The 13,636-nt window shown below is 68.8% G+C and carries 11 protein-coding genes and 1 pseudogene; 6 read left to right on the top strand and 6 right to left on the bottom strand.

Translation table 11 applies throughout. The features are described 5' to 3' along the window. Nucleotides 1-158: 158 nt before the first annotated feature. Nucleotides 159-680 carry an EF-hand domain-containing protein gene (locus K1T34_RS09780; protein ID WP_220243964.1) on the top strand — a complete coding sequence of 174 codons (522 nt, stop codon included), beginning with the start codon at nt 159-161 and terminating at the stop codon, nt 678-680. A gap of 10 nt (nt 681-690) precedes the next feature. Here K1T34_RS09780 and K1T34_RS09775 read toward each other — a convergent pair whose 3' ends face one another. Beyond that, nucleotides 691-1,893, bottom strand: a complete 1,203-nt coding sequence (locus tag K1T34_RS09775; RefSeq protein WP_220243963.1) for a low temperature requirement protein A — start codon at nt 1,891-1,893, stop codon at nt 691-693. A 55-nt stretch (nt 1,894-1,948) separates the two neighbouring features. Next, entirely contained in the window at nt 1,949-3,112 is a 1,164-nt protein-coding gene (locus tag K1T34_RS09770; RefSeq protein ID WP_220243962.1) for a TetR/AcrR family transcriptional regulator, read from the bottom strand. Between the two features lie 159 nt (nt 3,113-3,271). Between K1T34_RS09770 and K1T34_RS09765 the strand changes: the two genes are divergently transcribed. Together K1T34_RS09765 and K1T34_RS09760 are read left to right on the top strand one after the other, a co-directional pair. Then, a complete protein-coding gene (locus K1T34_RS09765) occupies nt 3,272-4,483 on the top strand; it encodes an acetyl-CoA C-acetyltransferase (protein ID WP_220243961.1) in 1,212 nt (403 codons plus the stop codon). Nucleotides 4,484-4,492: 9 nt separating this feature from the next. Further along, nucleotides 4,493-6,664 carry a 3-hydroxyacyl-CoA dehydrogenase NAD-binding domain-containing protein gene (locus tag K1T34_RS09760; RefSeq protein WP_220243960.1) on the top strand — a complete coding sequence of 724 codons (2,172 nt, stop codon included), beginning with the start codon at nt 4,493-4,495 and terminating at the stop codon, nt 6,662-6,664. 9 nt (nt 6,665-6,673) lie between these two features. On the opposite strand, the gene K1T34_RS09755 is transcribed toward K1T34_RS09760, so the two are convergent. Continuing rightward, on the bottom strand, nt 6,674-7,273 hold the full coding sequence (locus K1T34_RS09755) for a helix-turn-helix transcriptional regulator (protein WP_220243959.1): 600 nt from the start codon (nt 7,271-7,273) through the stop codon (nt 6,674-6,676). A gap of 99 nt (nt 7,274-7,372) precedes the next feature. Here K1T34_RS09755 and K1T34_RS09750 point away from each other — a divergent pair, with 99 nt between their 5' ends. Both K1T34_RS09750 and K1T34_RS09745 read left to right on the top strand, forming a co-directional pair. Then, nucleotides 7,373-8,134 carry a GntR family transcriptional regulator gene (locus K1T34_RS09750; RefSeq protein WP_220243958.1) on the top strand — a complete coding sequence of 254 codons (762 nt, stop codon included), beginning with the start codon at nt 7,373-7,375 and terminating at the stop codon, nt 8,132-8,134. A 66-nt stretch (nt 8,135-8,200) separates the two neighbouring features. Next, a complete protein-coding gene (locus K1T34_RS09745) occupies nt 8,201-11,002 on the top strand; it encodes a hypothetical protein (RefSeq protein WP_220243957.1) in 2,802 nt (933 codons plus the stop codon). Nucleotides 11,003-11,130: 128 nt separating this feature from the next. Here the strand turns inward: K1T34_RS09745 and K1T34_RS53180 are convergent. From K1T34_RS53180 to K1T34_RS09735, 3 genes and pseudogenes are all read right to left on the bottom strand, one after another. Further along, a pseudogene (locus K1T34_RS53180) lies at nt 11,131-11,317 on the bottom strand (NADP-dependent oxidoreductase); the annotation flags it as partial. Beyond that, nucleotides 11,275-11,820 (bottom strand): dihydrofolate reductase family protein, encoded by a 546-nt coding sequence (locus tag K1T34_RS09740; protein WP_220243956.1) that lies wholly within the window; start codon nt 11,818-11,820, stop codon nt 11,275-11,277. The pseudogene K1T34_RS53180 and the gene K1T34_RS09740, both read right to left, overlap by 43 nt. A 55-nt stretch (nt 11,821-11,875) precedes the next feature. Next, a complete protein-coding gene (locus K1T34_RS09735) occupies nt 11,876-12,970 on the bottom strand; it encodes an NAD(P)/FAD-dependent oxidoreductase (protein ID WP_220243955.1) in 1,095 nt (364 codons plus the stop codon). Between the two features lie 173 nt (nt 12,971-13,143). On the opposite strand from K1T34_RS09735, the gene K1T34_RS09730 reads away from it, so the two are divergent. Beyond that, nucleotides 13,144-13,629: a DUF3761 domain-containing protein gene (locus K1T34_RS09730; protein ID WP_255638426.1), complete on the top strand. Its 486-nt coding sequence runs from the start codon at nt 13,144-13,146 to the stop codon at nt 13,627-13,629. Nucleotides 13,630-13,636 lie beyond the last annotated feature (7 nt).

The following is a 13,636-nucleotide window of genomic DNA, read 5'->3' as shown; positions in this document are numbered from 1 at the left end:
CGTCACCGGTGCCGGTTCGAACGGCCGAACTGCTGCGCTTCTCCGGTGAATTCGCCGGGTGACGGCAATTGCACTCTTTAGTGTGGAAACGGTTTCATGGTTACCTGGGTCTCGGCACACTTCGGTGTGGAATTTCCGCCGGAATCATATGGGGAGTCATGACCGTCACTGCCGAAGATCGGGTAAAGGTCGTTTTCGAATTGTTCGATGTCGATCACAGCGGATTCTTGGAGGGGAGCGACTTCACGGCTATGTCCGACCGCGTCGAGCAGGTGGCCGACGGCTCGGGTCCCGAAGCGAAGGCGGCGCTGAGAGCCTCCTTTGCCAAGTGGTGGACCACCGTCGAGCGCGAGCTCGACGCCAACCGCGACGGCAAGGTGAGCTACGACGAGTTCACCGCGTGCGTCCTGTCTCCCGAAAAGTTCGACGACACCGTCACCGACTTCGCTCACGCGTTGTCCGCCCTCGGCGACCCCGACGGCGACGGCCTTATCGAACGTCCGCTTTTCACCGCTTTGATGCTCGCCATCGGTTTCAGTCCGGCCAACATCGACGCCTTGTTCGACGTATTCGGCCCGGACGCCGAAGATCGAATTGCGGTGTCCGTCTGGTCGGACGGCATCGTGGACTACTACCACCCGACCAAACCCGACGTCGCCGGCAACTACCTGGTGAGCTGAGGCTCGCTGGTCAACGCGGCGGCAGGGGGACCTGCCGCCGCACCCAGGCCATCCGCTCGAACGCGACCAGCCCCAGCACCGCCACGGCGACGGTGACCACAGCCACCGCCGCGGGGGTGTGCTCCAGCAGCGGCGTGACCCCGAGCAGCACGGCGGCGAGTACGAGCCGTTGGACGTTCCAGCTGCCGACGTTCCGCCGCCGCAACGCACTCAGCGCCACGAGATACAACGCGAGCCCGCCGGTGAGCGCCCAGATGGGCACGCCGTGCAGCGCCTCGCCGGGTAGGTGGTGCGCAGTGTCGGACAGGTAGAGGAACGCCTTCTTCAGGCCCAGCGCCACGAGCACGATCCCCGCGATCAGCGGCAGGTGCAGGAACGTGTACGAATCCGTCGCGAGCTTCGTGCGCTCCACGCCCTTCGCGCCCGCGAGCCGGCGCTCGGCGACGCGCGCGACCACGTCGAAATAGGTCCACCACATGCCCGCGGCGAGTGCGACGCCGCACAGCGCGCAGCCGGCGATCAGCCACGTCATGGGCACCGGCCCGATGCCGATCCCGATCGCCACGATCGATTCGCCGAGCGCGATGATCACGATCAGCCCGAACCGCTCCGCGAAATGCGCCGGCGAGTTGAGCCGCCAGCCGGCGGGGCCGGAGAAGTAGACGTTCACGTAGTCCACGGTCAGCGCGACCACCCACAGCACCAGCTGCCACGGCCCGGCGAGGAACGCCGCCAGCACCAGCAACCCGATGCTCGGCACCAGCCCGCGCAACATCCGCAGCAGCACGCCCTGCAACTCCGGGTCGTGCCGCGCCGCGCCCAGGTACGCGACCTCGTGCAGCACCCGCACGATCGCGTAACACCCGACGAACAGCAACGGCCCGTCCAGCCCACCCGGCCGGTCCGTGAACGCCTCCGGCACCGTGAGCGAAAGCAGGAACATCACGCCCATCGCCCCGAACATCGCGAGCCGCGCGATGCCGTGGTCCACGTGGATCGTCGTGCCTAGCCAGGCGTAGCAGCACCAGCACCACCACAGCACCGCCAGCACCAACAGCCCCTCGACAACGCCGAGCGGGCTCAGGTGGTCGGCCATCAGCTGGGTCGTCTGCGTGATCGCGTACACGAACACGAGGTCGAAGAACAGTTCGAGCGTCGACACCCGATGTCCTTCGTCCGCCGTGACCAGGTGCAGCCTTCGTCCGGTGGGCACTCGGCATGCTCGCACGCCGATGCGGTGAGGGGGAGCGATTTCGCCTAGAGCTTCTTCAGTACTCCAGCACCGCGTGCAGCAACGCCGTCAACTCCGCCTCGAACCGCGGCCGCCCGCTCACCCGCCGGGTTCTCGTGAGGTCGTTGGCGATCGTCAGCGCCGCGTGCACCCGGATTTTCGCCTCGCGGGCCGGCAGGGTGGGCGAGATCGTCGACAGCAGTGCCACCCAGGAGTCCACGTAGTCCCGCTGCACGCGCAGCAAATCGGCCTTGTCGCGGTCCGGCATGGTGACGCGGTCGCCCGTGAAGGAGACCAGTAGCTCAGGCGTGTGCAGGAGCGTGTGGACGTACGAAGCCGCCAGCCGGCGCAGTGCCGTGCGTTCGTCGGGGGCGCGCATCGCCTGCTCGGCGGCCAGGGCGAGCCGGTCCGCCGCCCGGTGTCCGATGGCGACCATCAGGGCCGCTTTGCTGGGGAAATGCCGGTAGACGCTGGGTCCGGCGATCCCGGCCGCTGCGCCGATGTCCTCCATGCTCACCGCGTGGAAGCCGCGTTCGGCGAACAGTGTGGTCGCGGCGGCCAGGACCTGTTCGCGGCGGGACGGGGTGCCGAGGCCGTTGCGGACGGGCTCCACCAGACCGGCCGACGGCAGTGTGGTGTTGAGCACAGCCAACGCGAGCTCGACGAGCAGCGGAACGAACCGGCGACGGGCCACCGTCGTGTGGTGTACAGCCACGCTGCCGAACACCGACAGCGCGCCCCAACAGAGAAATTCGGCGTCGTCGGTTGTCAGCGAAGGGCGGACTTCCAGCAGCGCCTTCGTCCACGCGTCGAGTACCGCACCAGACCGCCGCCGGATCTCCCGCCGCTCGTCGCGTGGCAGATGAGGGCCTTCCCAGCGCCACAAAGCAGCGATCTCGCGCCGTTCGACAGCCTGCGTGGCCAGCCCCGTCAGCAGCACTTCCAGCTGGTCAGGCCCACCCGACAACGCCGAAGCGGTCACCGCCTCCATGTCGTCGATCCCGGCCAGCACGACGTACGCCAGGATCGCCTGCTTGTCCGCGAAGTGCCGGTACAGCGCCGGCCCCGTGACGCCCGCCGCGGCCGCGATGTCGTTGATGCCGACGCCGTGGAAGCCGCGCGCGCGGAACAGCCCGGCCGCGACCGCGGCGAGCTGGGCCTTGCGGTCGCGGGGGCGCGACCCGCGGGCTGGAGTACTCATGGTGAACCGACGATAGCGCTAATCGGAACACCGGCAACCCATTGACACCATCGGGTTCGCCAGGCTTATGTTAATGGGCATTAGCACCCATGGCTCGGTATGCTCGGCCGTGAGATACACCGAAGTGTCCAACCACGCCGCTGCGCGGAGGAGTGTTCAGTGAGTAGCGAGGCCTACATCTACGAGGCGATGCGCACGCCTCGAGGTAAGAACAAGGGCGGTGCCCTCCACGGCACCAAGCCGCTCGACCTGGTGGTCGGGCTGATCGAAGAGCTCAAGGTCCGCCACCCGAACCTCGACCCGAAGGCGATCGACGACATCGTGCTCGGCGTGGTCTCGCCGGTGGGTGAGCAGGGCGCCGACATCGCGCGCACCGCCGCCCTCGTGTCCGGCCTGCCGGAGACGGTCGCGGGCGTGCAACTCAACCGCTTCTGCGCGTCGGGCCTGGAGGCCACCAACATCGCGGCCCAGAAGGTGCGCTCGGGCTGGGACCAGCTGATCATCGCCGGCGGCGTGGAGTCCATGTCGCGCGTGCCGATGGGTTCCGACGGCGGCGCGCTGTTCATGGACCCGACCACGGCGTACGACGAGTACATCGTGCCGCAGGGCATCGGCGCCGACCTCATCGCGACGATGGAGGGCTTCAGCCGCGAGGACGTCGACCGGTTCGCGGTGCGCTCGCAGGAGAAGGCCGAGGCGGCCTGGTCAGGCGGGTACTTCGCGAAGTCCGTGGTGCCGGTGAAGGACATCAACGGCGTCACGATCCTCGACCACGACGAGCACCGTCGCCCCGGCTCGACCGTCGAGGGCCTGGGCAAGCTCAAGGCCGCGTTCACCGCGATCGGCGACATGGGCGGCTTCGACGCCGTCGCGCTGCAGAAGTACCACCAGGTCGAGAAGATCGACCACGTCCACACGGGCGGCAACTCCTCCGGCATCGTCGACGGCGCGGCCATCGTGCTCGTCGGCAGCGAAGAGGTCGGCAAGACCTTCGGCCTCACGCCGAAGGCGCGCATCGTCGCCACCGCCGCCATCGGCTCGGAGCCGACGATCATGCTCACCGGCCCCACGCCGGCCACGCAGAAGGTGCTCAAGACCGCGGGCCTGACCCCGGACGACATCGACCTGTGGGAGCTCAACGAGGCCTTCGCCTCCGTCGTGCTCAAGTGGATGAAGGACCTGCACCTGCCCGAGGAGAAGGTCAACGTCAACGGCGGCGCGATCGCCATGGGCCACCCGCTCGGCGCCACCGGCGCGATGCTGGTCGGCACCGTGGTCGACGAGCTGGAACGCCGCCAGGCGCGCCGCGCCCTGGTGACCCTGTGCATCGGCGGCGGCATGGGCGTCGCGACCATCATCGAGCGGGTGTGAGGACCTCCAATGGCTGAAAGCAAGACCATCCGCTGGGAGAAGGACGCGGACGGCATCGTCACGCTGACGCTGGACGACCCCAACCAGTCGGCCAACACCATGAACTCCGCGTTCCGCGAGTCGCTCGGCGTAACTGTCGACCGGCTGGAGGCGGAGAAGGACGACATCACCGGTGTCGTGATCACGTCGGCCAAGAAGACGTTCTTCGCCGGTGGCGACCTGCGCGACCTGATCCAGGCCAAGCCGGAGCACGCGGCCGCGTTCACCGAGTCCAGCACGCTGATGAAGACGCAGATGCGCCGCATCGAGCAGCTCGGCAAGCCGGTCGTCGCGGCCATCAACGGTGCCGCTTTGGGCGGTGGCCTCGAGATCGCGCTCGCCACGCACCACCGCATCGCGGCCGACGCGAAGGGCAGCCAGATCGGCCTGCCCGAGGTCACACTGGGCCTGCTGCCCGGCGGTGGCGGCGTCGTGCGCACGGTGCGGCTGCTCGGCATCCAGAGCGCGCTGCTGAACGTGCTGCTGCAGGGCACGCGCCACAAGCCGCGCAAGGCGCTGGAGCTGGGCCTGGTCCACGAGGTCGTGGACACCGTCGAGGAGCTGGTGCCCGCCGCCAAGGCGTGGATCAAGGCCAACCCCGAAGGCGGCGTGCAGCCGTGGGACGTCAAGGGTTACAAGATCCCGGGCGGCACCCCGTCGAACCCGAGCTTCGCGGCGAACCTGCCCGCGTTCCCGGCGAACCTGCGCAAGCAGCTCAAGGGCGCGCCGATGCCGGCGCCGCGCGCGATCCTGGCCGCGGCCATCGAGGGCGCGCAGGTCGACTTCGACACCGCGATCAAGGTCGAGACGCGCTACTTCGTCAGCCTGGCCACCGGGCAGGTCTCGAAGAACATGACGAAGGCGTTCTTCTTCGACCTGCAGTCGATCAACTCGGGCGGCTCGCGTCCCGATGGTTTCGAGAAGTACACCGCCCGCAAGGTCGGTGTCCTCGGCGCCGGGATGATGGGCGCGGCAATCGCGTACGTCTCCGCGAAGGCCGGCATCGACGTCGTGCTCAAGGACGTCTCGCAGGAAGCCGCCGACAAGGGCAAGGGCTACGCGGCCAAGCTCGAGGAGAAGGCTCTTTCCCGTGGCAAGACCACGAAGGAGAAGTCCGACGAGCTGCTGGGCCGCATCAAGGCGACCGGCGACGCGGCTGACTTCGAGGGCGTCGACTTCGTGATCGAGGCCGTGTTCGAGAGTGTCGAGCTCAAGCACAAAGTGTTCGGCGAGATCGAGAGCATCGTCAACTCCGATGCCGTGCTGGGTTCCAACACCTCGACCCTGCCGATCACCACCCTCGCCGAGGGCGTGAAGCGGACCGAGGACTTCATCGGGATCCACTTCTTCTCGCCGGTGGACAAGATGCCGCTGGTCGAGATCATCTGCGGTGAGAAGACTTCGCCCGCGACGCTCGCGAAGGTCTTCGACTACACCCTGCAGATCAAGAAGACCCCGATCGTCGTCAACGACAGCCGCGGCTTCTTCACCTCGCGCGTGATCGGCACGTTCATCAACGAGGCCGTCGCCGCGCTGGGCGAGGGTGTCGAGCCGGCGTCGATCGAGCAGGCGGGTTCGCAGGCCGGCTACCCGGCGCCGCCGCTGCAGCTGATGGACGAGCTCACGCTCACGCTGCCGCGCAAGATCCGCGTCGAGACGAAGGCCGCGGTCGAGGCCGCGGGCGGCACCTGGACGCCGCACGCGTCGGAAGCCGTGATCGACCGCATGCTCGACGAGTACGACCGCAAGGGCCGCAGCACCGGCGCCGGCTTCTACGAGTACGACGAGAACGGCAAGCGCACCGGCCTCTGGCCCGGCCTGCGCGACGCGTTCAAGTCGGGCACCGGCGACGTCCCCTTCGAAGACCTCAAGGAGCGCATGCTCTTCGCCGAGGCTCTCGAAACGGTGAAGTGCTTCGACGAGGGCGTGCTGACCACCGTGGCCGACGCCAACATCGGCTCGATCTTCGGCATCGGCTTCCCCGCGTGGACCGGTGGCGTGATCCAGTACATCAACCAGTACGCCGGTGGGTTGCAGGGCTTTGTCGACCGGTCCCGCGAACTGGCGGCCCGGTACGGCGACCACTTCCTGCCGCCGGAGTCGCTGGTGGCGAAGGCGGCCAAGGGCGAGATCTACGAATAAACCCGGCTGCTAGTACGCACTGACCGAGAGGGGCTCTTTCCCGGATTCTTCCGGGGAAGAGCCCCTCTCGCTTTCGGGTACGGAGTCGTGCTCGGGCACCAGGTCCAGCCGGATGGTGTAGCCGAGGAAACGGGCGTACATCAGGAATTCGCACAGCGCCAAGTCGTGCACGGTCGGGCTGTACTCGAGGCACCAGATGTGGATGGGGCTGGTGCCGAGGGCCTCGGCGAGGTCGGTGCGCGATCGACCGGCGGCCATCCGGGCGCGGCGGAGTTTCTCTTGCAGGCGTTGGGGTTCGGCCATCGCGTCGGCATCGGGGTCTGGGGTCGTGAAGTCGGTGTGCGGCATGCGTTCTCGCCAGGGCAGGGGGCGTTCGGCGGGGTCGTCCTCGATGACGAGCAGGCGGATGGCGCAGCCAAGTTCGTGGGCGTACTCGGCGAACCGTTGGGCGCTTTTCGAGTGCGGGGCGCGGAACCACCAGCGGGCGGCGGTGACGCGGTTGGGGAGGCCGGTCATCTCTTGGATGTTCGAGAGTGTCCAGCCGCGGGAGTAGCGGACTTCCTCGAGCCGCGCCCGTGCGACCTCGATCTGTTCCGTCAACGAATCCATGACCAGCCCGCCCTTGACTTGTTATGATGTCCTGGCCACTAACGGTGACACAAGGTGGGCGTCTGGTCAAGACAAGCTTACGAGTGCGACAATAGTGGCATGGTGGATCGCAGAAGCGGCGTACCCGCGTTCAGGCAGGTAGCGGCAGACCTGCGCGAGAAGATCACGGCCGGCCAGTACGCGCCGGGCGAGCAGCTGCCCAGCGAACGTGAGCTGGTCGATGCCTACGGGGTGTCGCGGCCGACGGTTCGTGAAGCCGTGAACATGTTGCGCTCCGAGGGTTTGGTGACATCTGAGCATGGGCGCGGAGTGTTCGTCCGGCCGCCGGCAAGCATCCAGCGCATCGGCCGTTCCCGGTTGTCCCGCGAAGCGCGTGAACGCAACCGCGGTGCTTTCCTCGCCGACGCAGCGGCGCGCGGCTTCACTCCGTCCTCCTCCGTGAAGATCCGGTTCGAACAGGCTGATGCCCGCGCCGCAGCGCACCTGGCGATCGACGAAGGCACCGAGATCACCGTGAGGGATCGGGTGATGCGTGCCGATGGGCTGGTGGTTCAACTCGCGGTGTCGCGCCTGCCCCGGCAGTTCACGCGCGGCACCGCGATCGAAGAAGTCGACACCGGCTCCGGTGGTGCGTACGCGCGGCTGGAGGAAGCCGGTCACACCCTCGGCTCGTTCGTCGAGCACGTCGGCGCTCGGATGCCGACTCCCGATGAAGCATCGTTGTTGCAGCTCGCCGATGGTGTCCCCGTCATCACCGTCACCCGGGTGGCCTACGGCACCGACGGCACGCCGCTCGAGATGAACGACATGGTCCTGGCCGCGGACCGCTACGAGCTGTCCTACGAATGGCCCGCCGACTAGGCCATTCGCTGCTGTGTCGGCAGAAATGCCGGGAGCCCTCCCGCTCGTCGCATGTGAAACTGGTTCATGGACCAGACCACGACGACGCCCATCGAGGAGCGTGAAGACCCGCTCGCGTTCGCGGGGTCCGACAAGCTGGTGAAGCTCGTCGGCGCGCTGTATCAACGGCCGCGGATGGGCGATCTGCCGCGGTCGTTGCACTCGGTGAACGTCGAGTGGGAGCCTGGCTACCAGCAGGAACGCGCGGGCCGCAAGGGTTTGCCGATGGTCTGCCTGGTGGGTCCGGCCGAGGGTGTGCTCGAAGAGTTCAAGCGGCGGTTGAGCACGGCGCGGCCCAGCGGCGGCGTGCGGTACGCGTACCTCCCGCTTGACCGGCGTAACGACACCGAAGGCGCCGCGACCGCGGCGAGCGTGCACGCGATCCGCGACATCCTGTGGGAAGCGCGCACCGAGTTGCTGCGCAGCCCGCGTTCGCGGGGGTCGGGGTTGCGGTTCGGGCTGTTCACGCTCGTCGTGCAGCTGATGGCCGAGAAGCTGCCCGCGTCGGATCCGCCGGAGCGGACGTTGCTGCGGAAGCTGCAGGACAACGGCTTGCTGGTGCGGTTCCGCTCGGCGATCGAGAACGTCGGCAAGGAGCTGGTGCCGTCCAACGACGCGTGGAAGTACCCGTTGCTGGTGCTGCGGTTGCTGACGATGGCGACGTTCCGGCTCGCCGTCACGGGCCGCGTGCCGCTGCTTTCCGGGCGGTACCGCTGGTTCCTGCGCCAGCCGCACCTCGCGCCGGAGATGTCGGGCAGCTTTGTGCGCTTCGCGGTGCGCCTCACCGACGGTGAGTGGCAGCAGGAGTCGCCGGAGTTCGTCGCGCGGCTGCTGGTCAACGCGTTCCTCGAAGACCTGCGCCGCGGCTACCGGCTGCAGTTCTTCCGGCGCCGGCGCATGACGTACCCGGTGCTGCTGCTCGACCACGTCACCACCACCAACGGCGGCTACCGGCTGCTGGAGCTCATCAACGACGTGCGCAACCAGACGGGCCTGTTCGACCCGTTGCTGGTGGTCAGCACGAGCGACGCGCCGCCGCCGGAGGACCGGCCGAGCCAGGACCGTCCACGGTGGACCGCTGCGGACGCGGGCGACGCGTACCGCTCGTGGCAGCACGAACTGTTGCGGGACCGCCGCGCCCGCGACGCCGCCGCGTGGTACCTGCCGATCGGCCTCGACCCGGGCACGCCCGAGCAGCGGAGCAGGGCGCGCAAGCACTTGCAGTCGCTGGGGGACACGTATGTGTTGCGGCGCCGTCAGTCGAGGCCGCCGTGGTGGGCGACGCGGTGGATGCGGCTGGGGGTGCCACTGGTGATCGTCGCGCTGGTGGCGAGTTTCGTCGGCGTGCGGTACCAGGACTACCGGACCAGCCACTGCGGCACGTCGAGCGAGTGGCTCACGTGGACGGGCACCGAGTGCGTGGGGATCTCCGACGGCTCGTTCTCGGTGTACCAGCCCGCCGACGACACGATCCGGCAGGTGCTTTCCGTGATCACGGACCAGAACCGGCGCGCGGCCGAGCTGCACGCCGCGCACCCGGAACGGCCGTACATCACGCTCGTCGACCTCGAAGCGCTGACGTCGCCCAACGGCACACCCGAAGGTCTCACGGCGGAACGCGAGTCGCTGGAAGGCGTCGCGGTCGCGCAGCTTCGGCAGCTCACCGCCACGGCGACGGCCGAGCCGATCGTGCGCGTGCTCGTGGCCAACGGCGGGCTCGGGATGCGGCAGGGCGTGGCCGTCGCGCGGCAGCTGAGCCGGATGGCCGAGCAGGACCGCAGCATCGTCGGCGTGGTGGGGCTGGACATGAGCAGCCTGCCGACGCAACAGACCATCCGCGCACTCGGCGACGCGGGGCTGCCCGTGGTGGCGTCGACGCTGTCGGCCGACGGGCTCGCCGACCAGAACCCGGTGTACTTCCAGGTGGCGCCGCAGAACCGTCGCGAGGCGGCGGTGGCCGCGGCGTTCGCTGCCACCCGTCCAGGCCCGCGAGTGTTGCGCGTGTACTACTCGGACGACGACTCCGACACCTACAGCACCAACCTGCGCGACGACGTAATGAAGTCGTTCAAGGACAAGGGATTTTCGGTCGAGGCCCGGGCTTTCTCCCCGGACGGCGGGCAGCAGGCGCCGTCATCGCATGACCGCTACGGTGAACGCCTCGTCGGCAACGCCGCCGCGGCCGGCCGGGACACGTGCTCCTACAACGGTTTTGTCCTCTTCGCCGGCCGCGGCGTCCCGGACTTCGGCGACTTCGCCACCGGCGCCGCCCAATGCGGCAGCACCGCCACGATCCTCGGCGACGACGACGTGTCCCGGTACGTCGCCGACCAAGTGGCGCGCGAGCAGAACCGCGCGCTGCCGTACTACTACCTGTCCTTCGCCAGCGAACCGGCAACCGACCCGCAAGGCCTGGCGCGCGACTTCTACACCACGCTGGACCGCACGCTGTTCCCGTTCGAGCAAACAGAACGCGGCCGCTCCTTCGACGGCCACGCCGCCCTGTCCTACGACGCCGCGCTGGTGATGATCACGGCGACGGCGTATTTGCGCGAGACGTCCGCCGACATCCCCGTGACGCCGGGCGCGGTGTGGCGCGAGATCACCGCCATACACACCTCCCGCCCCGACGACCGCCAGACCAACAAGTACATCGAAGGCGTCACCGGCACCATCGACTACGGCGGCGACATCGGCCGCCACGTCCCGGAAGCCAAGCCCGTCTCGGTCCTGCGCGTCGAGGGCGGCGAGGTGGTGCGGGGGTTGCAAGGCTTCTGCGGAATGGCGGCGGGGCGGACGTCGGATGGGTGGTGTCCGGCGGATTCGTGAGAGTTACTCGGAAGGCCAGTGGCGAACGTAGGTTTCGGGCAACGTGCCGCCGGGACTGAGCCGCTCGCGGAAGGCGCAGTCTGTACTGAACGTCGGCGCGCGAGGACCGCCACACCCGCGAGAAAAAGCCCGAGCTCGCGCAGGAACTCGGCCGATGCCGCTGATCCCGTGCCGATCACGCGCGCTCCGGCGATCCGGGCCAGCTGGACGGCGAAGACCCCGACCCCGCCCCCCCGCGCCGCCGATCAGCACCGTGTCGTCCGGGCCGGGGGTCACCGCGGCGAGGGCGGCGGAGGCCGTGCGGCCGGCGATGGTACGTCGTGGATGCGGGCCCAGCGGACGGGCGCCGTGCCCGGGCTGTCGAACAGGCGCACGCCCGAGCCGAGCATCACGGGGGCCAGGTGGACGTGGAACTCGTCGATCAGGCCGAGCTCCAGGCATTGGCGGGCGATGTCCTGGCTGTGGATCTCCAGGTCCTTGCCCTTCGCGGCGGCCAGGCCGATCTCGACGGCCTCGGCCAGGTCGCAGTCGAGGAAGGTGATGCCGGCGTCCGGGATCGCGTCGTCGGGGTGGTGGGTCAGCACGAACACCGGGCCGGTCCACCCGCCGCCGTAGGGCTGACGGCTGGCCTGGCCGGGGAAGCGCTGCGCGAGGGCGTCGTAGCCGCGGCGGCCGCCCAGGACGGCGCCGAGGGTGGCGATGGCGTCGTGGTGGGTGGCGGGGCTGACTTTGATGCCGGACATCCAGTCCATCGAGTGGCCGGGGCCGGCGGCGAAGCCGTCGAGCGACATCATGAGGTGCCAGCGCACGTTGCCCATGGGGGTCTCCGTTCGTTTTCGGTGTGCCCGTACTGACCGGCGGGCGCCTGAAAACTCATCGGCCGAGCATCCACCTCACGAAGTCGAAGAACTCCTTGGCGTAGAGGTGCGGTTCGTCGGCCGCGGCGGCGACTTCGTCGACCCAGCGGTACACCTCGGCGTACCGCGGGAGCCGGTCGGCTTCGTAAGCCTGCAATGCCGCAGGGACGTCCGCGTCCGTCAGGTGATCGGCGAGAACCAGCGCGTCCTCGATGCCCAGGGAGGCGCCGGAAGTGATGTGCGGGGAGACGGCGTGCGCGGAGTCGCCTGCGAGGGCGACGTGGGCGGAGACCCAGCGGGACTGCAGGGGCAGCGCCATCACGCGGTTGCTGACCACGCGGTCCTCCGGCGTCGCCTCGATGGCTTCGCGCAGGGGGAACGGCCAGCCGCCGTCGTAGAGGTGGTCGACGCGGGCGAGGGCTTCCTCCTTCGCGGAACGCGTGGTGGGCGGCGCGCCCAGCTGGGCGAGGACCCAGAACGCCGTACCGCCGCCACTGCGGACCACGCCGCCGCGGGTGCGTTCGCGGCCGACGACGAAGCGTTCCACGGTGATTTCGGGGATCGCGCTCTCGGCGACGATCCCGCGCCACGCCAGGTGGCCCGGGTACTCCTGCGCGGCCGAACCGGGGGAGAGCTGCTCGCGGACGCGCGAATACACGCCGTCGGCGCCGACGAGGAGGTCGGCTTCCTCGGTGGAACCGTCGGCGAACTCCACGGTCACGCCGCCGTCGTGGTCCCGGTAGCCGGTGACGCGGGCGCCGGTGCGCAGCTCGTCGGCGGTCAGCGCGGCGGCGAGCAGCTCGTTGAGGCGCTGGCGCGTGACCATGAGGTAATCGACGTCGGCGAGGTCGCCGTAGTACTCGTCCATGACCTGCCCGGCCGGGTCCTGGTAGCGGATCGCGCTCGGCACGCCGGCCGCGCGGATGTCACCACCCACACCCAGCCGGTCGAACACCGCGAGCGCGTTTGCCCACAGCCCCAGCGCGGCGCCGACGCCGCGGATCTCGGATTCCTGTTCGCACACCAGGGTTTCGAACCCCGCCCGCCGGAGCGCGAGCCCCGTCGTCAGCCCGACAACGCCGCCCCCGGCCACCACCGCTCGTTTTCGCACGCGCACATCTTCCTCGGGGAAACGGTGGCGTGACAACCCGGGAAAGGTGCCGGCCGAATTTCGTTGCCCGGCAACGGATTTCGCACCCTTCTACGTATTTGTTCACGAATGTAACGCGGTGCGGCTATTCCTCGACAAGGCGGCGCACGGTCTTTTTTCCGAGGAGGCACAGGGTGTTGCGAAAACTGGGAATGGTGCTGGCTGCCGGACTGCTGGTCGCGGGCTGCGGGGCGACACCGGCGCCGACCGGAAGCGGTGGTGTCGTGCCGCCGGTCACCACGGCTTTGCTGCCGAGCACTTCCTCTTCGCCGGCAACGACTTCCGCAACGCCGACGACCGAATCGCCCGTTTCGACCACTTCGGTGCCGCCTTACGTCGCGCCGGAAACCACTGCCTCAAAGGCGGTGGCTCCGAAAACCACGGCGAAAGCCAAAACCACTCCGAAAACCACTGCGGCCCCGCCGAAAACCAACACGGCCGCCTGCAGCGGCGACTACTACCGCAACTCCTCCGGCGTCTGCGTACACCGCCCGTCCTCCAACCCCGCCGGTGCAACCGCCAAGTGCAAAGACGGCAGCTACAGCTATAGCCAGCACCGCTCCGGCACCTGCTCCGGCCACGGCGGCGTCCTCACCTGGATCGCACGCCCCGCGACCTGATTTCACA

The organism is Amycolatopsis sp. DSM 110486 (assembly GCF_019468465.1).
GTDB lineage: Bacteria > Actinomycetota > Actinomycetes > Mycobacteriales > Pseudonocardiaceae > Amycolatopsis.
The sequence above is the reverse complement of the archived record's forward strand: the minus strand, read 5'-3'. Positions and strand labels throughout refer to the sequence as shown.

Coding starts and splice junctions, on each gene's coding strand:
- K1T34_RS09780 (WP_220243964.1), top strand. CDS start 159: ATGACCGTCACTGCCGAAGATCGGGTAAAGGTCGTTTTCGAATTGTTC.
- K1T34_RS09770 (WP_220243962.1), bottom strand. CDS start 3,112: ATGAGTACTCCAGCCCGCGGGTCGCGCCCCCGCGACCGCAAGGCCCAG.
- K1T34_RS09760 (WP_220243960.1), top strand. CDS start 4,493: ATGGCTGAAAGCAAGACCATCCGCTGGGAGAAGGACGCGGACGGCATC.
- K1T34_RS09755 (WP_220243959.1), bottom strand. CDS start 7,273: ATGGATTCGTTGACGGAACAGATCGAGGTCGCACGGGCGCGGCTCGAG.
- K1T34_RS09750 (WP_220243958.1), top strand. CDS start 7,373: ATGGTGGATCGCAGAAGCGGCGTACCCGCGTTCAGGCAGGTAGCGGCA.
- K1T34_RS09745 (WP_220243957.1), top strand. CDS start 8,201: ATGGACCAGACCACGACGACGCCCATCGAGGAGCGTGAAGACCCGCTC.
- K1T34_RS09740 (WP_220243956.1), bottom strand. CDS start 11,820: ATGGGCAACGTGCGCTGGCACCTCATGATGTCGCTCGACGGCTTCGCC.